The sequence below is a fragment of the Citrobacter sp. CtB7.12 genome (genome assembly GCF_001297795.1).
GTDB classification, from domain to species: domain Bacteria; phylum Pseudomonadota; class Gammaproteobacteria; order Enterobacterales; family Enterobacteriaceae; genus Citrobacter_A; species Citrobacter_A amalonaticus.
Map to the genome: position 1 here is coordinate 200,487 of NZ_LIFT01000006.1, position 22,268 is coordinate 222,754.

Genomic DNA, 22,268 nt, shown 5'->3' on the forward strand with positions numbered 1-22,268 from the left:
ATTGCCCGGCGATGACCGGGCATGCGGATTAACCCTGACGTTTTTTCACCAGCAGATCCAGGAACTGCCAGAGTTTTTCATTCATTTCCTTATAATCCCATTCGCGCATTTCCGCCTTCGAGCGAATAAAGCGCTTCCCTTTGGCTTCCGCCAGCTCTTGCTCAGAATGTTGAATCAGTCCTTCCACCGCCTCGGCAGTAAATTCCATATGGCACTGGAAGCCGTAGACAAAGTTGCCGTATTGCACGATCTGTCGTGGACAGCCGATGCTTGTGGCAAGCACCGTGGCCTGATCGGTAAGCCCTGGCATGTCGTTATGCCAGTGGCCGACCGTCAGCGGAGAGCCGAAGTGGGCAAGCAACGGATGCTGTTTTCCTGCTTCGGTCAGCGTAATGGGATAGTGACCAATCTCTTTTTCTGGACTCTGGCAGACCCTGGCTCCCAGCGCTTCGCCAATCAACTGTGAACCCAGACAGATCCCGACCACGATCCGACCCGCCGAGATAGCCTGGTTGATCAGGTGTTGTTCAGCCTTAGAGTCAAAATAAGGGCACTCTGCAAGCGTGGTGCGCGGTGACTGCGGGCCGCCAAACACGACCAGCATATCAAAGCCATCGGCGTTGGCCGGAACCGGTTCGCTGTCATAGACGCGGGTCCAGGTGATGTGATGACCGCGCGTTTCAGCCCACGGCAAATAAGCGCCTGCCGATTCAAATGATTCGTGAATAATAAAATGGACGTGCACGGATACTCTCCTGTTATTGGCTCAGCGCCTGATGAAGATGGCCGGCCAGGCGGTTGATGTCGTTGTCATTGAGTGTGGAAAGGGTGATACGCAGTCCCTGTGCGGGCGTGTTAACGCCGAAAGCGTCGCCTTCACGCACCAGCCAACCGGATTTCGCCAGCGCGAATGCAACGTTTTGGCTGGCTTCGGCAAGGGGTAGCCACAGGTTCAGACCATCGCCGGGGAAAATGTTGTTGATGCCTTGTGCGTGCAGCGCCTGCGCCAGTTTGCGCTGCTGATCGGCGTAAAACTGGCGGGATTCGGCGAGCGTTTGCTGCCAGACGGGGTCTGCCAGACAGGTGTAAACCAGATCCTGCAAAATGTGGCTGACCCACTGACTGCCGGCGTTTAGACGCAGGCGTAATTTTGCTGACGTCGCGGGATCGCTGGCGACAATGGCAAGACGCAGGTCTGGCCCCAGCGTTTTCGACATTGAGCGAACGATTGACCAGTGGAGCGTTTCTGCCGCAATCACCGGATGCCACGCGCAGGCGGAAAGCAGGGCAAAGTGGTCGTCAACAATCACCAGTACCTGTGGGTATCGCGCAAGGATGGCCTGTAATGCGCCAGCGCGTGCGGCGCTTAAACTGCATCCCGTCGGGTTGTGCGCCCGAGGTGTAACGATCACTGCCCGGGCGCCTTTACTCAGCGCCTGTTCGAGCCCCTCCGGTCGCATCCCTTCACTGTCGACGCTCACCGGGCTGGCGCTGAATCCGGCGTATCGCAGCATATTGATACTGCTTAAAAAGCAAGGGTCTTCAACCACCACGCTATCGCCGGGCAGCAGATGGGCGCTCAGCAGGCGTTCAATGGCGTCAATTGCGCCGCTGGTGATATCAATTTCATCCGCAGCGGGAACGGCATCCTGCATCCACTGCGTGGCCCAGCGCTTTAACTCCGGGGAAACCGGCGCGTCACCGTACAGGCGGTGGTCGTGATGACATTTTGCAAAGTAACGGCTCAGGTCCGGCAGGCGAGCCGGGTCAGGATTTCCGCTGGAGAGATCGTGAAGCGGCGTGTGGGGGTCGCCGCCTTCGCGTGCGATGGGCGTCGAGGCGCTTTTAATAACGGTGCCATTGCGGCCACGACTTTGCGCCAGTCCGGATGTCACCAGGCGTTTGTAGGCCGCTGCAACAGTATTGCGATTTACATTGAGTTGCGCAGCCAGTTCCCGTACCGGCGGCAATGTTTCACCTGCAGACAACACGCCGCTGGTGACGTGCTGCCGTATACTGTCAAAGATTTCGCTGGCGGTTTTTCCGTCGATCATTATTGACCTATGACAAAATGAATTTTAGCATATGACGATAATAGTGAGGCACCCGCCCGCTGTCCAGTGAGAGGAGAAGTTAATGGAGCAGGAGAGTGATATTCAGTCAGTACTCTTCGACGATAAGCATCGGGCGTTGCAGACCGATATTGTCGCCGTTCAGTCACAGGTGGTGTATGGCAGCGTCGGCAATAGCATCGCTGTGCCAGCCATCAAAGCAAAGGGTTTGCGGGTGACGGCGGTGCCTACCGTCCTGTTCAGTAATACTCCGCACTATGACACGTTCTATGGGGGCGTTATTCCGGCCGACTGGTTCCGTGGTTATTTGCTGGCGTTAAGCGAGCGTGATGCGCTGCGCGAGTTAAAGGCCGTGACCACCGGTTATATGGGCAGCGCAGAACAAATCGTGCTGCTGGCGCAATGGTTGCAAAACGTTCGTCAAACGCATCCTGACATTCCTGTTCTGGTCGATCCGGTGATTGGCGATACCGACAGCGGAATGTATGTGAAAGCCGAGATACCGGATGCCTATCGACATCACCTGCTGCCGCTGGCGCAGGGGCTGACGCCGAATGTCTTTGAACTGGAGATGCTCAGCGGTATGCCGTGCCGCACCCTGGAGGAGGCTGTTATCGCGGCGAGATCGCTGCTGACCGACACGCTGAAGTGGATTGTCATCACCAGCGCGCCAGGACAGGACAGTGAAACCATCAATGTGGCGGTGGTCACGGCCCAAACGCTGGATGTGATTGAGCACCCGCGGGTAGAAACCGATCTGAAAGGGACCGGCGATCTGTTCTGTGCCGAGTTGATTAGCGGCATTGTGTTGGGGAAATCGTTGACGCAGGCAACGCAACAGGCCGCGGAACGCGTACTGGCGGTGATGACCTGGACGCAGCAATGCGGATGTGACGAACTGATACTGCCTCCGGCAGGGGAGGCGCGATGAAGAGTTATCGGTTAGTGGTTCGTCAGCAGGGACGTATCGTGGGACATTTTGAAACCAGCGGGCTGAATGCGCTGGAAGATATCTGCGTGGCGCGCGCGATGTTTGGCATCACGGGCGGCTATCAGTGCGAACTGTTGGTTTCTGATTCAGAAAAGCGGATGCTGGAGAGCGGGCCGGAAGGGATGAAAATCCTGATGCGTGAAAAGTGTTATCGCCCGGTGACCTCACCATTGTAACCGCGAACTGATGCCGGATGGCTGCGTAAGTCCCATCAGGCGGGTTTGCCATCCGGTAGATAAAAAAATGGCGCCAGAAGGCGCCATTTTTCTCTGCGGCAAGAATTATTTCTTGATGCGGATAACCGGGGTTTCACCCACAGTCACGCTACCGGACAGTTTGATCAGTTCTTTGATTTCGTCCATGTTGGAGATAACAACCGGAGTCAGGGTTGACTTGGCTTTTTCTTCCAGCAGCGGCAGATCGAATTCAATTACCGGGTCACCCACTTTCACACGCTGGCCTTCTTCAGCGATACGCTTGAAGCCTTCGCCTTTCAGCTCAACGGTGTCGATACCGAAGTGAACAAACAGTTCGATACCGCTATCGGATTCGATAGAGAACGCATGGTTGGTCTCAAAGATTTTGCCGATGGTACCGTCAACCGGTGCAACCATCTTATTACCGGTTGGTTTGATAGCGATGCCATCACCCACGATTTTTTCAGCAAAAACGACATCCGGTACGTCTTCGATGTTGACGATCTCGCCAGAGAGCGGTGCAACAATCTCAATAGTTCCGGTGTCTTTCTTATCATCAGAAACCAGAGACTTCAGTTTATCGAACAAACCCATGATCTTCTCCTAAGCAGTAAATTGGGCCGCATCTCGTGGATTAGCAGATTGTTTTTTCTTCAATGAACTTGTTAACCAGCGTCATTAACTCGTCCGTTGTCGGTTGAGCAAGAGCCTGCTCTGCTAACACCTTCGCATCTTCGAAGTTCGTGTTACGGATAATCTTCTTAATGCGCGGGATAGAAATGGCGCTCATAGAGAATTCGTCCAGACCCATCCCCAGCAACAGAAGTGTAGCACGTTCGTCGCCTGCAAGCTCACCACACATGCCAGTCCATTTACCTTCAGCATGAGAAGCATCAATAACTTGCTTGATCAATGTGAGGACAGATGGCGACATTGGCTGGTAGAGATGTGAAATCATATCATTACCACGGTCAACTGCCAGAGTGTACTGCGTTAAATCATTGGTGCCGATACTAAAGAAATCAACTTCTTTGGCTAAATGACGAGCAATCGTTGCCGCAGCCGGTGTTTCCACCATCACGCCAATCTCAATGGTCTCGTCAAAAGCTTTACCTTCGTCACGCAGTTCCTGTTTGTAGATTTCGATCTCTTTACGCAGTGCGCGAACTTCTTCAACAGAGATGATCATCGGGAACATAATGCGCAATTTGCCGAAAGCAGACGCGCGCAGGATAGCGCGAACCTGATCGCGCAGGATCTCTTTACGATCCATCGCGATACGCACAGCACGCCAGCCCAGGAACGGGTTTTCTTCTTTCGGGAAGTTCATGTACGGCAGCTCTTTGTCGCCGCCGATGTCCATGGTACGCACGATCACCGCCTGAGAGCCACACGCTTCAGCCACGGCTTTGTAAGCTGCAAACTGTTCTTCTTCAGTCGGCAGCGCGTCGCGATCCATAAACAGGAATTCAGTACGGTACAGACCCACACCTTCCGCACCGTTGCGCTCTGCGCCTTCGACGTCACGCACGGTACCGATGTTGGCGCACACTTCAACCTGATGGCCATCCAGGGTGATGGCAGGCAGATCTTTCAGTTTAGCCAGTTCCGCTTTTTCAGTGGCAACTTGCTCCTGAACGGCGCGCAGTTTTTCAATTTCTTCGTTGGTCGGGTTGACGTAAACCTGGTTGTTTACGGCATCCAGAATCAGATAATCGTCGTTTTTCACCTGAGAGGTGACGCTACCGGTACCCACGATGGCTGGCAGTTCCAGAGAACGCGCCATGATAGAGGTGTGGGAAGTGCGGCCGCCCACGTCGGTAATGAAACCCAGCACCTTTTTCAGGTTCAGCTGTGCGGTTTCTGACGGGGTCAGGTCAGCGGCAACCAGGATGACTTCATCCTGAATTGCGCTCAGGTCAATAATTGCCAGCCCGAGGATGTTGCGCAGCAGGCGCTTACCGATGTCACGTACGTCAGCCGCACGTTCTTTCAGGTATTCATCATCCAGTTCTTCCAGGGCAGTGGCCTGACCTTCGATAACTTCATGCGCAGCCGCGTCAGCCGTCATGTGTTTATCTTTAATCAGGGCTATGATTTCCTGCTCCAGCTCCTCATCTTCGAGCAGCATAATATGCCCTTCGAAAATGGCTTCTTTTTCTTCACCGAACGTTTCACCAGCTTTCGTTTTGATCGCTTCTAACTGTGCAGATGCCTTGGCACGACCGCTCAGAAAACGTTCAACTTCCTGATCAACCTTGTCGGCAGAAATTTTTTTCCGGTCAATGACGATTTCGTCTTCTTTCAGCAAAAGTGCTTTGCCGAAAGCGATACCCGGGGATGCTAAAATGCCTGAAATCATAACCCTACCTTACTTGTGACTGATTTTTAAAAGAACCCGGAAAAACTTATTCCAGTTCCGCCATCAGCTTGACCAGATGTTCTACGGCTTTCTGCTCGTCTTCACCTTCTGCAGAGATGGTCACGACGGTACCCTGAGTCAGACCCAGAGTTTGCAGTTTAAACAGGCTTTTCGCGCTGGCGCTTTTGCCGTTGGAAGTCACAGTAATCTCAGAAGTGAAGCCTTTCGCTTCTTTAACAAACTGAGCAGCAGGGCGGGTGTGCAGACCGTTCGGAGCGGTAATGGTAACTTCTTGCTGGAACATTGTATTTCCCCAACTTATAGGTTTAGTGTTGTGGAACTAAAGTCTAGCCTGGCGGTTTGACTTTAGCCTGTATTGTTAGCGCCGGCGTAAACGGGCGCGACACACCAGGTGTTTTACGCCATCCGTTGCTGTCAACCTCTGGCCGCTGACGTTTCGCTCGTCATTAAACATTATGCCGCTAAATCAATACTTGAACCAAATCATAAAATCGATTCAGCTAGCAGTTTTCCTGTAACGATTAATTTCGCGCTTCAAAATAATTAATCAGGTTAAATACCAGACCTGGCGGGGTGAAGCAATGGCAGGTGGGGTGAAAGTTTGAAGCAGGCCACAAAAAAGCACCTGAAAAGGTGCTTTTTTACGCGTTTTTAACATGCTGGCATTACTGTTGCAATTCTTTCTCTGTGAAGAGATCGGCAAACAGTGCAGTGCTCAAATAACGCTCACCCGATGACGGTAGGATAACCACAATATTCTTATTGGTAAAGGTTTCATCTTCCTGAAGCTTAAGCGCGGCAGCCACTGCGGCTCCGGAGGAGATACCGGCAAGAATGCCTTCCTCTTCCATTAGGCGGCGGGCGGTGGAGATCGCCTCTTCGTTGGTGATGGCGACCACTTTGTCGATCAGTTTCAGATCCAGGTTACCCGGAATGAAACCGGCGCCGATACCCTGAATTTTGTGCGGACCTGGCTTCAGCTCTTCGCCTGCCAGCGCCTGAGCAATGACCGGGGAATCCGTTGGCTCAACGGCAACGGTAATCAGGTCGGTTTTGCCTTTGGTGCCTTTAATATAGCGGGTGACGCCGGTTAGCGTCCCGCCAGTCCCCACGCCGGAGATGAAAACGTCAACCTGGCCGTCGGTATCTTCCCAGATTTCCGGACCGGTGGTTTTTTCGTGAATTTCTGGGTTTGCCGGGTTGCTGAACTGCTGAAGCAACAGATATTTCGCCGGATCGCTGGCGACAATCTCTTCAGCTTTCTGAATGGCGCCTTTCATGCCTTTTGCGCCTTCGGTCAGCACCAGGTTGGCACCCAGCGCTTTCAGCAGTTTACGACGTTCGATACTCATGGTTTCCGGCATGGTCAGCGTCAGTTTGTAACCACGTGCCGCCGCGACATAGGCCAGCGCGATACCCGTGTTGCCGCTGGTGGGTTCAACCAGCTCGACGCCCGGTTTAAGCACGCCGCGTTTTTCAGCATCCCAAATCATATTGGCACCGATACGGCATTTCACGCTGAAGCTCGGGTTACGTGATTCCACCTTCGCCAGAATGCGTCCGTTACCGATACGGTTCAGTCGAACCAGCGGCGTATGACCGATAGTCAGCGAGTTGTCTTCAAAAATCTTACTCATGGCCTGTCCTTAACTGTATGAAATTGGGATACCTTCCCAGCATACCCTTCAGACGAATATGGGGAAGTAAGGATTTCGCATATCTATATGCTATGAAGAAATAATGGGTATCAGTATGGAATAAGAGGCGTTATAAACAACCTCTTATTTACACAAACTTTCGTTATTTCCATAACGCGTGCTTAGCACGATAGCAATCCACCCACATCGCCGTGGCGCCACAGACTGCCACTGGCATGATGAAGAGATTAAGAACCGGGATCAGGGTAAACAGGCTGGTGAGCGCACCAAACTGCATATTGGTGACCTTACGGCTGCGCAGAGCAGTGCGCATCTCTTTAAACGGCACTTTATGGTTGTCAAAAGGGTAATCGCAATACTGAATGGCCAGCATCCAGGCGCTGAACAGGAACCACAGTACGGGGGCGACGGTTTGCCCGATGCCGGGAATAAAGTAAAGGATCAGCAGTACGATGGCGCGTGGCAGATACCAGGCCAGCTTTTGCCATTCGCGTTTCATAATCCGCGGCACATCTTTCATGATCCCCAGAATGCCCGTGTCCGGCGGCGTTGCGCCGGTGAGCCGCGCTTCCAGTTGCTCCGCCAGCAGCCCGTTAAACGGCGCGGCAATCCAGTTGGCCAGGGTCGAGAAAAAATAGCCAAACACCAGCAGCACAGAGATGACCGCGACAGGCCACAGCAGATAGCTCAGCCATTGCAGCCAGTCCGGGACGTGACTCATAAGCGACGGGATCCAGACATCCAGCTGTGTGAACAGCCACCAGAACGCACTGCCCATTAGCAGGATGTTGACCAATAGCGGTAAAATGACATAGCGACGGATCCCTGGTTGCGAAACCAGTTTCCATCCCTGAGCAAAGTAGTAAAAACCGCTGCGTGGCGCAGTGACAGATGATGACACCATAGTCAGGACATGCTCCTTTTCGTATAAGTCCTAAGCGAACACGGGTATCTTACCGGGTTATCGCACACAGAACAGTTCGGAAATGTTCGAAAAAACAGCAAAAAGCACGATTTCGTTCATCTTTATGCTGTGAAAGCTAAGAGTACACTTGCACTTGACGTAATCGGCAAATACTCTTAGTGAGTAAATGTTTGCCGTGGTGGCAAGGTGTTAGAACAACAGAGAATATAATGATGCAGGATTTGCGTCTGATATTAATCATTGTTGGCGCGATCGCCATAATCGCTTTACTGGTACATGGTTTCTGGACCAGCCGTAAAGAACGATCTTCTATGTTCCGCGATCGTCCACTGAAACGCATGAAATCAAAACGCGACGACGACTCGTATGACGATGATGTCGAAGCAGACGAAGGCGTGGGTGAAGTTCGTGTTCACCGCGTGAATCATGCCCCTGGCAACCCGCAGGAGCATGAAGCTCCTCGTCAGTCGCCGCAACACCAGTACCAGCCGCCTTATGCGTCGGCACAACCGCGTCAGCCGGTTCAGCCATCGTCTGAAGTGCCGGTACAGCCGCAGCATGCCCAGCGTCCGCCGCAGCAGCCGGTACACCAGCCACAGCCTGCGCCGCAGCAATCCGCTCAGCCGCAGCCAGTGCATCAGCCTGCGCCACAGCAACCTGTGCATCAGCCGCAGCCGGTTCAACAACAGCCCGCCGCGCCGCAGATTCAGCCCGTTCAGCCGACTGCACCGCAGCCGTCGCCACAGGCTTTCCAGCCTGCAGAACCCGTGGTCGAGCCACAGCCTGAGCCCGTCGTTGAAGAAGCACCAGCCCCGGAAAAGCCTCAGCGTAAAGAAGCGGTGATCATCATGAACGTCGCCGCCCATCATGGCAGCGAGCTTAACGGTGAAGTGCTGCTCAATAGCATTCAGCAGGCCGGATTCAAGTTTGGCGACATGAATATTTTCCATCGTCATCTGAGTCCGGATGGCAGCGGCCCGGCGTTATTCAGCCTGGCGAATATGGTTAACCCGGGTACGTTTGATCCAGAAATGGTCGACTTCACCACGCCGGGCGTGACCATCTTTATGCAGGTGCCGTCTTACGGCGATGAACTGCAGAACTTCAAACTGATGCTGCAATCCGCACAGCATATTGCCGATGAAGTCGGTGGTGTGGTGCTCGACGATCAGCGTCGGATGATGACGCCGCAAAAATTGCGCGAGTATCAGGACCGTATCCGCGAAGTGAAAGACGCGAACGCCTGATACACTCAAAGCACGACAACTTCCTTTCTGAACCCCCGCCTGTCGGGGGTTTTTTATCATTGATGGTGCGATATGGAATCAATCGAACAACAACTGACCGAACTGCGAACCACGCTTCGCCATCATGAGTATCTTTACCATGTGATGGATGCGCCGGAAATCCCCGATGCAGAATATGACCGCCTGATGCGCGAGCTGCGTGAACTGGAAGCGCAACACCCGGAGCTGATTACTCCGGACTCTCCGACCCAGCGCGTGGGCGCTGCGCCGCTGGCGTCTTTCAGCCAGATTCGTCATGAAGTGCCGATGTTGTCGCTGGACAACGTCTTTGATGAGGAGAGTTTCCTGGCGTTTAACAAGCGCGTGCAGGACCGTCTTAAGAGCAGTGACAAGCTGACCTGGTGCTGTGAGCTGAAACTGGACGGTCTGGCGGTCAGCATTCTCTATGAAAACGGGGTGCTGGTGAGTGCCGCAACTCGCGGTGATGGTACGACCGGTGAGGACATTACCTCAAACGTGCGGACTATTCGCGCCATTCCGCTGAAACTCCACGGCGATAACATTCCGACGCGTCTGGAAGTGCGAGGTGAAGTTTTCCTGCCGCAGGCGGGTTTTGAAAAGATCAATGAAGATGCTCGCCGCACGGGCGGAAAGCTGTTTGCTAACCCGCGAAATGCGGCAGCGGGCTCGCTGCGCCAGCTCGATCCGCGTATCACCGCGAAGCGACCACTCACTTTCTTCTGCTATGGCGTTGGCGTGCTGGAAGGCGGCGAACTGCCTGATACTCATCTGGGGCGTCTGCTGCAATTCAAAGCATGGGGGTTGCCGGTCAGCGATCGCGTGACGCTGTGCGACTCGCCGGAAGCGGTGCTGGCGTTTTACCACAAGGTGGAAGAGGACCGTCCGACGCTGGGTTTCGACATCGATGGGGTGGTGATTAAGGTCAACTCGATGGCGCTACAGGAGCAACTGGGTTTCGTCGCACGTGCGCCGCGCTGGGCGGTGGCCTTTAAATTCCCGGCGCAGGAACAGATGACCTTTGTTCGTGACGTGGAGTTCCAGGTCGGACGCACCGGAGCAATTACTCCCGTTGCGCGTCTTGAACCGGTACAGGTTGCGGGTGTGCTGGTGAGTAACGCCACGCTGCATAATGCCGATGAAATCGAACGTCTTGGCCTGCGCATTGGCGATAAGGTGGTAATTCGCCGTGCTGGCGATGTTATTCCGCAGGTGGTCAACGTGGTGCTTTCCGAGCGTCCGGACGACACGCGTCCGGTAGCATTTCCGACGCATTGCCCGGTATGCGGTTCAGACGTTGAGCGCGTGGAAGGTGAAGCGGTTGCTCGCTGTACCGGCGGTCTGATTTGCGGCGCGCAGCGTAAAGAGTCTCTTAAGCATTTTGTGTCTCGTCGTGCGATGGACGTGGACGGGATGGGCGACAAAATTATCGACCAACTGGTCGAGAAAGAGTATGTCCACACGCCGGCGGACCTGTTTCGGCTGACAGCCGGGAAACTGACCGGTCTCGACCGAATGGGGCCGAAGTCGGCGCAAAACGTGGTGGAGGCGCTGGAAAAATCGAAATCGACCACCTTTGCCCGTTTCCTGTATGCACTCGGTATCCGGGAAGTTGGAGAGGCCACGGCCGCTGGTCTGGCCGCTTACTTCGGTACTCTGGAAGCGCTGGAAGCGGCGTCTATTGACGAGCTGCAAAAAGTCCCCGATGTGGGCATTGTGGTCGCCACCCATGTGTTCAATTTCTTTGCTGAAGAGAGCAATCGCGAAGTCATCGGGCAACTGCTGGCGGAAGGCATTCACTGGCCTGCACCGGTAGTGATCAATGCGGAAGAGATTGACAGTCCATTTGCCGGGAAAACGGTAGTGCTGACGGGAAGCCTGAGCCAGATGTCGCGCGATGATGCTAAAGCGCGGCTGGTGGAGCTCGGTGCGAAAGTGGCGGGCAGCGTCTCGAAGAAGACCGATCTGGTTATTGCTGGCGAAGCGGCCGGGTCCAAACTGGCAAAAGCGCAGGAGCTGGGGATTGCAGTGATTGACGAAGCGGAAATGCTCCGCCTGCTGGGTGTCTGAGATGGAGAAAGAGCAGCTCGTTGAGATTGCCAACACGGTGATGCCGTTTGGTAAATATAAAGGGCGTCGGCTGATCGATGTGCCAGAAGAGTATCTGCTGTGGTTTGCCCGCAAGGATGAGTTTCCGGCGGGTAAACTGGGCGAGCTGATGCAAATTACGCTGCTAATCAAAACCGAAGGGCTGAGCCAGCTGGTTCAGCCCCTGAAGCGCCCGCTTTAAGCTTTGGCGGCGCGGCTGTCCTGCTGCGCCTGTAACTGTTCGGTCTGGCGCTTATAGCGGCGCGCCAGTACCGCACAGACCATCAACTGAATCTGGTGGAAGATCATCAGCGGCAGCACCATCATCCCAATGACGGACGTCGGGAAAAGGATGTTGGCCATGGGGACGCCGTTTGCCAGACTCTTTTTCGACCCGCAGAAAACAATCGTGATTTCGTCGGCTTTGTTGAAGCCGCATTTGCGCGCCACAACGATGTTTACAGCAATCACGATGGCGAGCAACACGATGCTGACCACGACGATAAACAGCAGCGATCCCCAGCCCACTTTGTGCCAGATCCCGTTCACGACGGCTTCGCTGAAGGCGGAATAAACCACCAGCAAAATTGACGTTTGATCAGTCTTCGCAATCCATTTTTTATTTCGTGCGACCCACTTGCCGATCCACGGGCGGGAAAGGTGTCCGAGCACAAACGGCAACAGCAGTTGCAGCATGATTTTCCCGACCTGCTCCAGACTGCCTTCTGCGCCATGAATATTCATCACCAGACCAACCAACAGCGGGGAGAGGAAAATCCCCAGCAGGCTGGAGGCTGAGGCTGAGCAGACCGCCGCCGCAACGTTTCCTCCCGCCAGCGACGTAAAGGCAATCGCCGACTGTACCGTAGCGGGCAAAATGCACAGATACAGAAAGCCGGTGTACAGCATCGGATCAACGTTGACCGGCGCCCACCAGGCAAACAATACGCCGAGCACCGGGAACAGAATGAAGGTGCTGCACATCACCCACAGGTGTAACCGCCAGTGGCTGCCGCCCGCGATAATGGCTTCGCGTGAGAGCTTTGCCCCGTGCATAAAGAACAGGAGCGCGATGGCCGCGGTGGTGATGCCTTCAACAACAGGCACAAAATCTCCCTCAGCGGGGAAAAATGAGGCCAGCAGGACGACCGTAATCAGGGTCAGCGTAAACGGATCGAGGATACGAAAAATATTCATAAATACTCCAGGAATTCGGTGTCCTTATTTTGCGTTTTTCATTTTGAGAAATAAAATTGATTTATTGCATCTATATATGAATCGAATCGATGAATTATTCACTGCGTCAACTTCGGGTGTTTGTCACTGTAGCCCAGGAAAAAAGTTTTAGCCGTGCAGGCGAGTGCATTGGCCTGAGTCAGTCGGCAGTGAGCCACAGTATTAAAGAGCTAGAGCGCCAGACGGGCGTTAAACTGCTGGATCGCACGACGCGAGAAGTGGTGCTGACGGACGCCGGTCAACAACTGGCGGGTCGTCTGGAGCGACTGCTGGATGAGCTACACATCACGCTGCGTGAAGCGGGTAGGGTGGGCACGCAACTCACCGGTACGGTCCGCGTGGCGGCAAGCCAGACGATCTCCGCCCATCTCATTCCGCAGTGCATTGCGCAAAGCAACTTGCGCTATCCGGCGATCGACTTTGTCCTGCACGATCGACCGCAGCAGTGGGTACTGGAGAGTATCCGCCAGGGAGAAGTGGATTTTGGTATTGTGATTGATCCGGGGGCGGTGAGCGATCTGCAATGTGAAGCTGTGCTCTCCGAACCTTTTCTCCTGCTTTGCCATGAGTCACACTCGCTGGCGACACGGGAATGGGTGAACTGGCAGGATCTCCGGGAGGAACGGCTGGTCTTACAGGATTATGCATCGGGGAGTCGACCGCTCATTGACGCGGCGCTCGCGCACTTTGCGATAGAGGCCAATATTGTGCAGGAGATTGGTCATCCGGCGACGCTGTTTCCGATGGTAGAAGCGGGAATAGGTATCAGTATTCTGCCTGCGCTGGCCTTACCGTTGCCGCAGGGGAGCCACTTGCAGGTGAAGCGACTGACGCCGGTGGTGGAGCGGCAACTGATGCTGGCGCGTCGCAAGAATCGCTCGCTGTCGACAGCCGCCCAGGCGCTGTGGGAAGTGGTCCGCACCCAGGCGAATGCATTAACAAATTTACGTGCGCAGGATCCACTTTATCAGATATAAACATCAATCTGATGGTCGTCGGAAGGATGATTAACGCCTTGTGCGTTAATCTGGGTTTGTTCCTGCTTTTGCTGAGTCTCTTCGGCCTGCTGGTGCTGTAACTGCGCCAGTTGTGCCTGCAACACTTTGATCTGTGTCTGGAGCATTTCTTGTTGTTTTTTCTTATCTTCCGTGCTGCCGGTGCTATCCGGCACCTCTTTGAGCTTCTGCGTCAGTTGGGTGATTTTCTCCACAATCTGGGCGATCTGCGCGGCGGTACTGTTACCTGAAGCGGTTTTTGCGCTACTCCCGCCGCTTTGAACGGAAGGGGTTGAGACGTTGATGGTGGTCATCGTGGTTTCCTTTTGTCATTAAACCTACGATATCGGCATAGAAAGACAGACCTTCAGTGCATCCTCCTATTTCTGGCAGGGACAATTAGCCTTCATACGTGCTTGCCGGGCCCAGGATTGATATACATTTGCTATCGATCATCCGGGAAAACTGTATTGGTAATCGATTGCGTACTCTCGCTATAACCATTACCTCCCTCACTCAATGAGTGACTAGCTGATTATAAGGACATCTCATGACTGACTCCCACTTTTCCCAGAATCCCTGGAACAGCGCTGATATTATCCGCGGCTATAAACCTGACTTCACGCCGCGCGTCGCTTTTATCCTTGGATCGGGTTTAGGCGCGCTGGCCGAGCAGATAGAAGATGCGGTGGCGATCTCTTACGAGAAGCTGCCTGGGTTCCCGGTGAGTACCGTTCACGGGCATGCCGGCGAGTTAGTGCTCGGTCATCTGGCCGGGGTTCCGGTCGCCTGTATGAAAGGACGCGGGCACTTCTACGAGGGGCGCGGCATGACCGTGATGACCGACGCTATTCGCACCATGAAGCTACTGGGTTGCGAACTGCTGTTCTGCACCAATGCGGCGGGGTCTCTGCGTCCGGAAGTGGGGCCAGGGAGTCTGGTGGCGCTGAGTGACCATATCAACACCATGCCGGGAACGCCGATGGTTGGGCCGAACGATGAACGCTTTGGTGAGCGTTTCTTCTCGCTGGCGAATGCCTATGATGCCGATTATCGTGCGATTTTACAGACCGTAGCTGCCGACGAGGGTTTTACGCTGAGCGAAGGCGTATTTGTTTCTTATCCGGGACCTAACTTTGAGACGGCCGCGGAGATTCGCATGATGCAGATTATTGGCGGCGATGTGGTGGGGATGTCGGTGGTACCTGAAGTTATCACCGCCCGCCACTGCGGACTGAAAGTGGTTGCCGTGTCGGCGATCACCAATCTGGCGGAAGGGCTGGGGGATGTGAAGCTCTCGCACGCGCAAACCCTGGCGGCGGCTGAACTTTCACGTCAGAACTTTATCGACCTGATTTGCGGGTTCCTGCGCAAACTGGCCTGAAACCGATAATAATAATGACCCCGCCAGCAGGCGGGGTTCGTACTCTACGGCAAGGAAGAAAAAAATGGGTATTGCGTCCCGATTAAAGATCATGTCGTTTATGCAATATTTTATTTGGGGAAGCTGGCTGGTCACCCTGGGTTCATACATGATTAACACCCTTCATTTTACCGGTGCCAACGTGGGTATGGTGTACAGCTCAAAAGGGCTGGCGGCGATTATTATGCCCGGCATTATGGGGATTATTGCGGACAAATGGCTGCGGGCAGAGCGTGCTTATATGCTTTGTCATCTGCTCTGTGCGGTCGCGCTGCTCTACGCGACGACGGTGACCGATCCGGACACCATGTTCTGGGTGATGTTGATCAACGCAATGGCCTTCATGCCGACGATTTCGCTTTCCAACAGTGTCTCTTATTCCTGTCTGGCGCAATCAGGGCAGGATCCGGTGACGGCATTTCCGCCTATTCGCGTTTTTGGCACGATTGGTTTTATCGTTGCGATGTGGACCGTCAGCCTGATGGGCCTGGAGCTGAGCAATGCGCAACTGTACATTTCGTCTGGCGCATCGCTGCTGCTGGCTGCCTACGCACTCACGCTGCCGAAAATTCCGGTCGCCGAGAAGAAAGCGAGCGCGTCGTTTGCCAGTAAGCTGGGGCTGGATGCGTTCGTGCTGTTTAAAAATCCGCGGATGGCGATTTTCTTTCTGTTTGCCATGATGCTGGGTGCAGTGCTGCAAATTACCAACGTTTTTGGTAACCCCTTCCTGCACGACTTTGCCCGCGATCCGCAGTTTGCCGACAGTTTTGTGGTGAAATACCCGTCCATCTTACTCTCTGTCTCGCAGATGGCGGAAGTCGGCTTTATTCTGACTATCCCGTTCTTCCTCAAACGCTTTGGCATCAAAACGGTCATGCTGATGAGCATGCTGGCGTGGACATTGCGCTTTGGCTTCTTTGCTTTTGGCGACCCGTCTCCACTCGGATTTGTTCTGCTGCTGATGTCGATGATCGTCTACGGTTGCGCATTCGATTTCTTCAACATTTCAGGCTCGGTCTTCGTTGAACAGGAAGTGGATTCGAAAATTCGTGCCAGTGCGCAGGGGCTGTTTATGACGATGGTCAATGGCGTCGGCGCGTGGGTTGGCTCCATCCTGAGCGGTATGGCGGTGGATTACTTCTCAGTGGATGGCGTGAAAGACTGGCAAACTATCTGGCTGGTCTTTGCGGCGTATGCCCTGGTGCTGGCGGTGATTTTTGCGCTGTGCTTTAAGTACAAGCATGAACCTGAAAAGCAGGCACAGCCCTCGCTGGCCCGTTAATCCCCCTTTGCGGCGGGCATATGTTGCCCGTCGTTCCTGTTCTGCGACGCAATGTGGTAATTTGGCGCATCAGTCCTCTCCCCAGGAGCGCATTACCCATGGAACGCACGCCTCGTATCGATCTCAAGTTACTGCGTTATTTTCTTGCTGTCGCCGAAGAGTTACATTTTGGACGCGCCGCCGCTCGTCTGAATATGTCGCAGCCTCCATTGAGTATTCATATTAAAGAGCTGGAACAGGAGCTCGGCACGCTGCTGTTTATCCGCCATTCGCGCAGCGTAGCGTTGACCCATGCAGGGAAAATCCTGATGGAAGAGTCACGACGTCTGCTTTCCAGCGCCAGCCAGGTGTTAGCACGCGTCGAACAGATCGGGCGCGGTGAGGCAGGGCGGATCGAACTGGGCGTGATCGGCACGGCGATGTGGGGAAAAATGCGCCCGGTAATGCGGCGATTCCTGAAGGACAATCCTAACGTTGAGGTGCTGTTTCGTGAAAATATGCCAGCGATGCAGATGGCCATGCTGGAGCGACGTGAACTGGATGCCGGTGTCTGGCGAATGGCGGTTGAGCCAGCGCCTGGGTTTACCAGCCTGCGCTTGCATGAATCCTCTTTTCTGGTGGCGATGCCAGAAGAGCATGCGCTGACTGTGCGGGAGGCCGTACCATTAGAAGCCCTGCGCAATGAATACTTCGTCACCATGCCTTCGATTCACACTGACTGGGCATTCCTGCAACGCGTTTGCCAGAGTGCGGGGTTCTCTCCGATGATCATACGTGAAGTGATGGAACCGCAAACGGTACTGGCGATGATCAGTATGGGAATTGGCATTACGCTGATTGCCGACAGCTACGCGCAGATGAACTGGCCGGGTGTGGTGTTCCGTCCATTAGAAGAGCGTATTCCGGCTGATTTGTACATTGTGTATGACCAGCAACAGGCGACACCCGCACTGGAACACATGATTAATGCCTTAACGGCGTAACGGGTGCATCGTGTACTTTTTTGCTTCAACGTACCCGAACCGACCCCGTTGTGGTGCCAGGACGTCTGGCAGTGGACCAATCATTGTATAGCATCACCAATTGATCCTATGCGGTTGATGGTGACGCTGGGAATATATGTTTGAACCAATTTCCGCAAGGATTATTCACAATTTCGGTAAATGAAAATGCAGCAATGTATATGCGGAAGGTGAAATTTAAATTTGTTATTATTTATTGAATTTTTCCGTTCGGGGCGTATGCTGAAGTAAAATAAATGGAGGTTGTTATGTGCGAAAGGATATTGAGAAACGCTTCTTTTGATCATGAAGGCACTATTCTGAGAGACTGTCAGGAACTATTAGGGTTATCTTCTGGGGCTGATCCTGTATTATTCAGATCGTTAACCTCCGGAGAGTTAAAACTGGCGCAAACTCTATTTAAGAATATCATCAACTACGACAGAGTAAAAATATATTGTGACCGCAATCATTCAAGGTATCAATCTAAAGTAATAACCAATACCAGAAATGGTGAGATTCTTTTGAGTGTAAACGAGTATAAATCTGATTTTTCAGCAGATTATACAAACTTCCATGATTCTGTAAAATATCCTCATTTGTTTATATTTGCCATGTCTTTTGTCTGGCAATATTATCGGCATGACTCTTCTTTTCATGATAATACCTATGCTTCAACACGCTGGGATTCATATCATCTTGATGAGCCTCATTTTATTTTTTACTCTATGGAGCAACAGGCGGCAATGATTGCTGACTACTGGTTATTGAAAAAATATGGACTTACGGAATATGAAAAGTTAAGTCAGTATCAAAAACATGGTCAAGTTGATTTTAGTATAAGAAAAGAGTTATTGGATAAATACCAATCTATTTTATGGATGCATATTCAAACTATGTAATCATCCTGGCAATTTAATAGGCATTTTGTTGGGACTATTACCTATCTCGTATGCATCCTTACCAAAACGTTCGAAAAACACTCTTATAGTTTTATTACTTTTCCACGCTTGCCACCGTCATCAATAAAATATGTTCCTAAACGCAATTTATCACTATCATCCTTTCTCATTAGAGTAAACTCCTCTACTAATGAATAATGTTTATAGGTTGAGCGATAAGTAAGCACCACCACATTAGAATTAATAACATTACTGGATATTAAATCAGACATTATGAAATCGCCTAAGATTTGTTTTTTTCTTCTCATCAACATAAAAAAATTTCTTTGCTTGTAATTTTTTGGAAATCATTAGTTCCATTTGAATACATATTGGAGAAATCATTTTTATCATATAATTTTTGAATGTAAATAACCTTTTCTTGAGCCTCGTTTCTTACTTCTGCATCACTCTGTATAAAAGAATGCGTTACAAGTCTTCCTATAAATACGACAAGTCCAGCAAAAAAGAACGCTACCGCAATCAATATGTATTTCTTGCTCTTCATTTAATTACCCCAACAATTCTGACACGCATCGAGAAATTTGAGAACACGTTAACTCCCCACCAAAAACACCTAACCCAGGACCAGCGCTGAGTGCTCCTGAATAATTGCCAGCCGAATCCTTTGTTCCTGAACCAGAAAATTTACCCAATAATCTTCCTGAATGTATAATCCCTTTCGACTTGGTTTCTCCAGGAAATATACCACCACCAGAAATAGTCCCTGATATTGATAGCCCACCAGCAATTCCTACTCCGCTGTGCTCACAAAGAATATAGTACGCACAAATGTCACTATCTCCTGATGCCCTATTATTTGTCCCAATTGATATTTCAGTAGCAAAACTTCCTCCGCTAAATGTATCCAAAGAACCGCCAATATCAACTGAAAGAGAACAAGATGGTGGTAAATATGTTGGCCCATTAGCTACGTCTATTGCAGCAGCAGAATTATCGTAAGACATTTGACCTTCCGATGCGGCATTGGCAGCGGAATCTGCCCATCAAGGTAGAAACAGACTTTAATCTCATCACTATTATAATAATATTGAACGCCACTCGACATTCTTGAAAAATTAATTGCCTGACCCCATGCCCCCCTCTTGTTAAGGATATCTACATTCTGTTTGAGATTTATAGGTATCATCCTCGATCGGAGAGGAACGATATTTTTGGCTATACCCTGCGGCCATTTTTTTTGCTTCGATGAGTTCTTCATTACTCATTTTTTTGGTAAGAAAATCAAGTTCATGTTGAGTACTTAAAGAACCATTAATATACGCAACATAATACCATGCGTAGGCTTTTTTATAATCTATCGGCGCTTCTCCATTATTTTCAGTATAAAATGACCCAAGATTAATCTGTGCCTGGACATACCCCTGGCATGCTGAAGCTTCGACCAGAGGTAAAACTTTATCCCGATCATTCGAATGGAGTCCTAATCCTTTGCCATAAAAAGCCCCCAGTGAATTTCTTGCACTCATAGAACCAAGAGCAACAGCTTTAAGATACCATTTCTCAGCATCAATATTATTTTTTTCAACCCCTAAACCGTTAGCATAAATTTGCCCCAGGTTGTTCATTGCATTGGTATCATTTTTTTCTGCAGCCTTTAATAGCCATTTTTTTGCTTCTGGATAATTTTTTTGTACGTTGGGGTTTGCGAGATACAGTGTGCCAAGATTCACTTGGGCCTTTGTCATGCCTTGCTCAGCTGCTTTTTTATACCACTTTATCGCTTGTTGGGGATCACTTAAAGTGCCCCAACCATTCTCATAGTAAAGGCCAAGGTTAAATTGTGCCTGTGCATAACCTTGCATCGCCGCCTTATTATACCAGTAGAGCGCTTTTGCGTAATTTTGACTTATACCATCACCATTTCCATAAGCAACTCCCAAATCTGTTTGAGCCTCCATATTTCCACTTTTTGCTAACTTGGTTAGATATGATATATCAACCGCCCTTTTTCTTTCTTTTAGATTCAAGTTTTTATTTAAGTAATGAAAACAAGAAATAATTAGTAAGAATGTTAGAGTTAATGTGATTTTTATTATCAATTTGTTTTTTTTCATGTTACTGTGACACCTTTATAAGTAAGATGAATGAATTTTCACTATATTATAATAAATAATGACTATTGTTTTTGTTCATAGGATAAAAGTGTATCAATAAGATAATCTGATACCTTATTTTGAAACTTGCTGCTTCCTTTATTTATAATGCTTTTCCCGCAGATCAACGCTAAATTCTTTGGATTTCTTTCACCATCTTTTATCATAGAATTAGCCACGTTTTCGATACATGCTGAACCTTTTTCTGCTACGGTCGCCACTCCGAAACTCATACCAGCCATAGCAATGACGGCTGAACCTTCTGATATCCCGAGTACATATTCAGATAGCGGATTGTAGGCATTATGCATTGTTTCCATGTTATGTATCACTCCCGCTGCATCACCCGGTGACAGATGGGTTACAGCTGAACTTGCCTGCTGGCAATAATTGCTAAACCCATTACCAAAATCTCCTATCCCGTTTAAACCTAAAGGATCTCTATATGCGACAGGATTTAACGGATATTGATACAGATTCCACCCGCCTTCCAACCCAATCGGATCCTGCGTGATATACCTTCCCTGTGCTGGGTCGTAGTACCGGTGCCGGTTATAGTACAGTCCGGTCTCTTTATCCCACTGCTGCCCCGGCAGACGGATGAGCTGTTCCAGGTTATGCGGGTTATCTTCCCGCAGCACATTCCCCCATTCATCAAACTCTGCGCGCCATGCAATGGCCCCGTTAACGTCAATCAGCGCCAGCGGCAGCCCCCGGTGGTCGCAGTGGTACAGGTGGATTTTGCGCTCCGGCGTGTATTCCGGCTCCAGCTGATTTTTCATCTGCTCCGGCGTCAGGCCGCACTGTGCCAGCCACGTCCGGCTGGCTTCGCTGAGTTCCCCGCGCCGTAGTTCCGCTTCCAGATTATCCACCATCGCCACCAGTTCCGGCGGGAAGGTCACGTTTGCTTCCTGCTGAAATTTCTCTGCCAGCGTGCGGCGGGTGGCTCTGGTCAGTTCTCCGGTTGCCGTTTCAATACGGATGAGCGGGGTGAAGCTCCCCGGCAGGTACACCGTCTGGATGCGGGTTTTGTCCGTCTGCGTGGTGGTCAGCCGGTCGCCATCCTGGCCGTACCACACGGTTTCCTGCAGCGCTGGTTGTGAACACGAACCATCGTGAAATACCGTACATGCCCACACCCGTTTGCTGATGCGGCGGCCCGGCGGGTCGTAAAGATAACGGCTTTCCGTCAGCACGTTGCCTGCCTGCATCCGGCGGTAGTGCACCAGCCGGTGCTGGTTATCATACTCATAATGATGCGACAGGCTGCCGTGCGGGTGTATCCGGCGTTCATCTTTCTCCGTCAGCCTGCCGTGTTCGTCATAATGATAAAAATTCTCCACATCCTGGCTGATGCGGTTATCCCGGAAATGGTCCGGCAGCATCGGGTATTTATCCCGCTGCGCTGTCCGGTTGCCCGCCGGGTCGGTGAACGTCCACTGCGCCAGGTCGTGGTGGGGCGATGTGATATGTGTACTGAGCAACCTTCCGGCGTCGCCGTACTGATAATCCCGCTGCTCATGCTGCCCGCGGATGCGAACAAGCTGCCCGCCGCTGTTCCAGGTGTAGTCGCGGTTAAGCTGAAGAATGCTGAGGTGATGGCTCTGTAGCTGACCGCCCGGCGTGTATGCCGTGGTCAGGTCGTATTCGCCGAAGCGGCGCTGCGTTTCCCGGTGCAGGCGGTCGCGGGTGAA

The 22,268-nt window shown here is 51.8% G+C and carries 24 protein-coding genes; 10 read left to right on the plus strand and 14 right to left on the minus strand.

Translation table 11 applies throughout. The features are described 5' to 3' along the window. Window positions 1-28 precede the first annotated feature (28 nt). Complete coding sequence (locus AOY24_RS10165; protein WP_042999903.1) at window positions 29-745, minus strand: type 1 glutamine amidotransferase; 717 nt, start codon at window positions 743-745, stop codon at window positions 29-31. Between the two features lie 13 nt (window positions 746-758). Beyond that, entirely contained in the window at window positions 759-2,054 is a 1,296-nt protein-coding gene (gene ptsJ, locus AOY24_RS10170; protein ID WP_054176581.1) for a transcriptional regulator PtsJ, read from the minus strand. 82 nt (window positions 2,055-2,136) lie between these two features. On the opposite strand from ptsJ, the gene pdxK reads away from it, so the two are divergent. Together pdxK and AOY24_RS10180 are read left to right on the plus strand one after the other, a co-directional pair. Continuing rightward, window positions 2,137-3,003, plus strand: a complete 867-nt coding sequence (gene pdxK / locus AOY24_RS10175) for a pyridoxine/pyridoxal/pyridoxamine kinase (RefSeq protein WP_042999905.1) — start codon at window positions 2,137-2,139, stop codon at window positions 3,001-3,003. Beyond that, window positions 3,000-3,239: a hypothetical protein gene (locus tag AOY24_RS10180; RefSeq protein WP_042999906.1), complete on the plus strand. Its 240-nt coding sequence runs from the start codon at window positions 3,000-3,002 to the stop codon at window positions 3,237-3,239. The genes pdxK and AOY24_RS10180 overlap by 4 nt, the downstream gene beginning before the upstream one ends. A 105-nt stretch (window positions 3,240-3,344) precedes the next feature. Here the strand turns inward: AOY24_RS10180 and crr are convergent, their stop codons facing one another. From crr to cysZ, 5 genes are all read right to left on the minus strand, one after another. Next, window positions 3,345-3,854, minus strand: a complete 510-nt coding sequence (gene crr / locus AOY24_RS10185; protein WP_000522253.1) for a PTS glucose transporter subunit IIA — start codon at window positions 3,852-3,854, stop codon at window positions 3,345-3,347. Window positions 3,855-3,894: 40 nt separating this feature from the next. Continuing rightward, entirely contained in the window at window positions 3,895-5,622 is a 1,728-nt protein-coding gene (ptsI, locus tag AOY24_RS10190; protein ID WP_042999907.1) for a phosphoenolpyruvate-protein phosphotransferase PtsI, read from the minus strand. A gap of 46 nt (window positions 5,623-5,668) precedes the next feature. Further along, window positions 5,669-5,926, minus strand: coding sequence for a phosphocarrier protein Hpr (gene ptsH / locus AOY24_RS10195; RefSeq protein WP_000487600.1), 258 nt, complete (start codon window positions 5,924-5,926; stop codon window positions 5,669-5,671). A 382-nt stretch (window positions 5,927-6,308) separates the two neighbouring features. Beyond that, window positions 6,309-7,280 (minus strand): cysteine synthase A, encoded by a 972-nt coding sequence (cysK, locus tag AOY24_RS10200; protein WP_042999909.1) that lies wholly within the window; start codon window positions 7,278-7,280, stop codon window positions 6,309-6,311. A 163-nt stretch (window positions 7,281-7,443) separates the two neighbouring features. Beyond that, the gene (gene cysZ, locus AOY24_RS10205; protein ID WP_044327908.1) at window positions 7,444-8,205 is read right to left on the minus strand and encodes a sulfate transporter CysZ; all 762 of its coding nucleotides are present in this window, start codon (window positions 8,203-8,205) and stop codon (window positions 7,444-7,446) included. A gap of 230 nt (window positions 8,206-8,435) precedes the next feature. Between cysZ and zipA the strand changes: the two genes are divergently transcribed. The 3 genes from zipA (at window position 8,436) to AOY24_RS10220 (ending at window position 11,781) form a co-directional block, all read left to right on the plus strand. Continuing rightward, window positions 8,436-9,473: a cell division protein ZipA gene (gene zipA, locus AOY24_RS10210; protein WP_042999911.1), complete on the plus strand. Its 1,038-nt coding sequence runs from the start codon at window positions 8,436-8,438 to the stop codon at window positions 9,471-9,473. 72 nt (window positions 9,474-9,545) lie between these two features. Further along, the gene (ligA, locus tag AOY24_RS10215; RefSeq protein ID WP_042999912.1) at window positions 9,546-11,561 is read left to right on the plus strand and encodes an NAD-dependent DNA ligase LigA; all 2,016 of its coding nucleotides are present in this window, start codon (window positions 9,546-9,548) and stop codon (window positions 11,559-11,561) included. Between the two features lies 1 nt (window position 11,562). Further along, a complete protein-coding gene (locus tag AOY24_RS10220) occupies window positions 11,563-11,781 on the plus strand; it encodes a DUF3820 family protein (RefSeq protein WP_042317684.1) in 219 nt (72 codons plus the stop codon). On the opposite strand, the gene AOY24_RS10225 is transcribed toward AOY24_RS10220, so the two are convergent. After that, complete coding sequence (locus AOY24_RS10225; RefSeq protein ID WP_044268280.1) at window positions 11,778-12,776, minus strand: bile acid:sodium symporter family protein; 999 nt, start codon at window positions 12,774-12,776, stop codon at window positions 11,778-11,780. The two genes, AOY24_RS10220 and AOY24_RS10225, sit on opposite strands and share 4 nt — an antisense overlap. A gap of 89 nt (window positions 12,777-12,865) precedes the next feature. On the opposite strand from AOY24_RS10225, the gene AOY24_RS10230 reads away from it, so the two are divergent. Further along, on the plus strand, window positions 12,866-13,792 hold the full coding sequence (locus AOY24_RS10230) for a LysR family transcriptional regulator (protein ID WP_044258390.1): 927 nt from the start codon (window positions 12,866-12,868) through the stop codon (window positions 13,790-13,792). Here AOY24_RS10230 and AOY24_RS10235 read toward each other — a convergent pair. Then, window positions 13,783-14,124 (minus strand): FlxA-like family protein, encoded by a 342-nt coding sequence (locus AOY24_RS10235; protein WP_054176582.1) that lies wholly within the window; start codon window positions 14,122-14,124, stop codon window positions 13,783-13,785. The two genes, AOY24_RS10230 and AOY24_RS10235, sit on opposite strands and share 10 nt — an antisense overlap. A 236-nt stretch (window positions 14,125-14,360) precedes the next feature. On the opposite strand from AOY24_RS10235, the gene xapA reads away from it, so the two are divergent. From xapA to AOY24_RS25360, 4 genes are all read left to right on the plus strand, one after another. Further along, a complete protein-coding gene (gene xapA / locus AOY24_RS10240) occupies window positions 14,361-15,194 on the plus strand; it encodes a xanthosine phosphorylase (protein WP_042999916.1) in 834 nt (277 codons plus the stop codon). Between the two features lie 64 nt (window positions 15,195-15,258). Next, window positions 15,259-16,515: a nucleoside permease gene (locus AOY24_RS10245; RefSeq protein ID WP_054176583.1), complete on the plus strand. Its 1,257-nt coding sequence runs from the start codon at window positions 15,259-15,261 to the stop codon at window positions 16,513-16,515. A 98-nt stretch (window positions 16,516-16,613) separates the two neighbouring features. Then, the gene (locus AOY24_RS10250) at window positions 16,614-17,498 is read left to right on the plus strand and encodes a LysR family transcriptional regulator (protein ID WP_044268272.1); all 885 of its coding nucleotides are present in this window, start codon (window positions 16,614-16,616) and stop codon (window positions 17,496-17,498) included. Window positions 17,499-17,773: 275 nt separating this feature from the next. After that, window positions 17,774-18,418: a hypothetical protein gene (locus AOY24_RS25360; protein ID WP_235507525.1), complete on the plus strand. Its 645-nt coding sequence runs from the start codon at window positions 17,774-17,776 to the stop codon at window positions 18,416-18,418. Between the two features lie 83 nt (window positions 18,419-18,501). Here the strand turns inward: AOY24_RS25360 and AOY24_RS10260 are convergent, their stop codons facing one another. The 5 genes from AOY24_RS10260 to AOY24_RS10275 form a co-directional block, all read right to left on the minus strand. Next, on the minus strand, window positions 18,502-18,732 hold the full coding sequence (locus tag AOY24_RS10260) for a hypothetical protein (protein ID WP_054176584.1): 231 nt from the start codon (window positions 18,730-18,732) through the stop codon (window positions 18,502-18,504). Further along, window positions 18,726-18,965 carry a hypothetical protein gene (locus AOY24_RS10265; protein WP_054176585.1) on the minus strand — a complete coding sequence of 80 codons (240 nt, stop codon included), beginning with the start codon at window positions 18,963-18,965 and terminating at the stop codon, window positions 18,726-18,728. The genes AOY24_RS10260 and AOY24_RS10265 overlap by 7 nt, the downstream gene beginning before the upstream one ends. A 4-nt stretch (window positions 18,966-18,969) precedes the next feature. Beyond that, entirely contained in the window at window positions 18,970-19,425 is a 456-nt protein-coding gene (locus tag AOY24_RS24870; RefSeq protein ID WP_072185384.1) for a hypothetical protein, read from the minus strand. A 141-nt stretch (window positions 19,426-19,566) separates the two neighbouring features. Further along, window positions 19,567-20,535 carry a tetratricopeptide repeat protein gene (locus tag AOY24_RS10270; protein WP_054176586.1) on the minus strand — a complete coding sequence of 323 codons (969 nt, stop codon included), beginning with the start codon at window positions 20,533-20,535 and terminating at the stop codon, window positions 19,567-19,569. A gap of 62 nt (window positions 20,536-20,597) precedes the next feature. After that, window positions 20,598-22,268 (minus strand): RHS repeat-associated core domain-containing protein (locus AOY24_RS10275; protein WP_161804582.1); only part of this gene is annotated, 1,671 nt, incomplete at its 5' end.

What these genes read in the sequence shown, in the direction of transcription:
- ptsJ (WP_054176581.1), bottom strand. Translation starts at nt 2,054, where the DNA reads ATGATCGACGGAAAAACCGCCAGCGAAATCTTTGACAGTATACGGCAG.
- pdxK (WP_042999905.1), top strand. Translation starts at nt 2,137, where the DNA reads ATGGAGCAGGAGAGTGATATTCAGTCAGTACTCTTCGACGATAAGCAT.
- AOY24_RS10180 (WP_042999906.1), top strand. Translation starts at nt 3,000, where the DNA reads ATGAAGAGTTATCGGTTAGTGGTTCGTCAGCAGGGACGTATCGTGGGA.
- crr (WP_000522253.1), bottom strand. Translation starts at nt 3,854, where the DNA reads ATGGGTTTGTTCGATAAACTGAAGTCTCTGGTTTCTGATGATAAGAAA.
- ptsI (WP_042999907.1), bottom strand. Translation starts at nt 5,622, where the DNA reads ATGATTTCAGGCATTTTAGCATCCCCGGGTATCGCTTTCGGCAAAGCA.
- ptsH (WP_000487600.1), bottom strand. Translation starts at nt 5,926, where the DNA reads ATGTTCCAGCAAGAAGTTACCATTACCGCTCCGAACGGTCTGCACACC.
- cysK (WP_042999909.1), bottom strand. Translation starts at nt 7,280, where the DNA reads ATGAGTAAGATTTTTGAAGACAACTCGCTGACTATCGGTCATACGCCG.
- cysZ (WP_044327908.1), bottom strand. Translation starts at nt 8,205, where the DNA reads ATGGTGTCATCATCTGTCACTGCGCCACGCAGCGGTTTTTACTACTTT.
- zipA (WP_042999911.1), top strand. Translation starts at nt 8,436, where the DNA reads ATGATGCAGGATTTGCGTCTGATATTAATCATTGTTGGCGCGATCGCC.
- ligA (WP_042999912.1), top strand. Translation starts at nt 9,546, where the DNA reads ATGGAATCAATCGAACAACAACTGACCGAACTGCGAACCACGCTTCGC.
- AOY24_RS10220 (WP_042317684.1), top strand. Translation starts at nt 11,563, where the DNA reads ATGGAGAAAGAGCAGCTCGTTGAGATTGCCAACACGGTGATGCCGTTT.
- AOY24_RS10225 (WP_044268280.1), bottom strand. Translation starts at nt 12,776, where the DNA reads ATGAATATTTTTCGTATCCTCGATCCGTTTACGCTGACCCTGATTACG.
- AOY24_RS10230 (WP_044258390.1), top strand. Translation starts at nt 12,866, where the DNA reads ATGAATTATTCACTGCGTCAACTTCGGGTGTTTGTCACTGTAGCCCAG.
- AOY24_RS10235 (WP_054176582.1), bottom strand. Translation starts at nt 14,124, where the DNA reads ATGACCACCATCAACGTCTCAACCCCTTCCGTTCAAAGCGGCGGGAGT.
- xapA (WP_042999916.1), top strand. Translation starts at nt 14,361, where the DNA reads ATGACTGACTCCCACTTTTCCCAGAATCCCTGGAACAGCGCTGATATT.
- AOY24_RS10245 (WP_054176583.1), top strand. Translation starts at nt 15,259, where the DNA reads ATGGGTATTGCGTCCCGATTAAAGATCATGTCGTTTATGCAATATTTT.
- AOY24_RS10250 (WP_044268272.1), top strand. Translation starts at nt 16,614, where the DNA reads ATGGAACGCACGCCTCGTATCGATCTCAAGTTACTGCGTTATTTTCTT.
- AOY24_RS25360 (WP_235507525.1), top strand. Translation starts at nt 17,774, where the DNA reads ATGGAGGTTGTTATGTGCGAAAGGATATTGAGAAACGCTTCTTTTGAT.
- AOY24_RS10260 (WP_054176584.1), bottom strand. Translation starts at nt 18,732, where the DNA reads ATGTTGATGAGAAGAAAAAAACAAATCTTAGGCGATTTCATAATGTCT.
- AOY24_RS10265 (WP_054176585.1), bottom strand. Translation starts at nt 18,965, where the DNA reads ATGAAGAGCAAGAAATACATATTGATTGCGGTAGCGTTCTTTTTTGCT.
- AOY24_RS24870 (WP_072185384.1), bottom strand. Translation starts at nt 19,425, where the DNA reads ATGTCTTACGATAATTCTGCTGCTGCAATAGACGTAGCTAATGGGCCA.
- AOY24_RS10270 (WP_054176586.1), bottom strand. Translation starts at nt 20,535, where the DNA reads ATGAAAAAAAACAAATTGATAATAAAAATCACATTAACTCTAACATTC.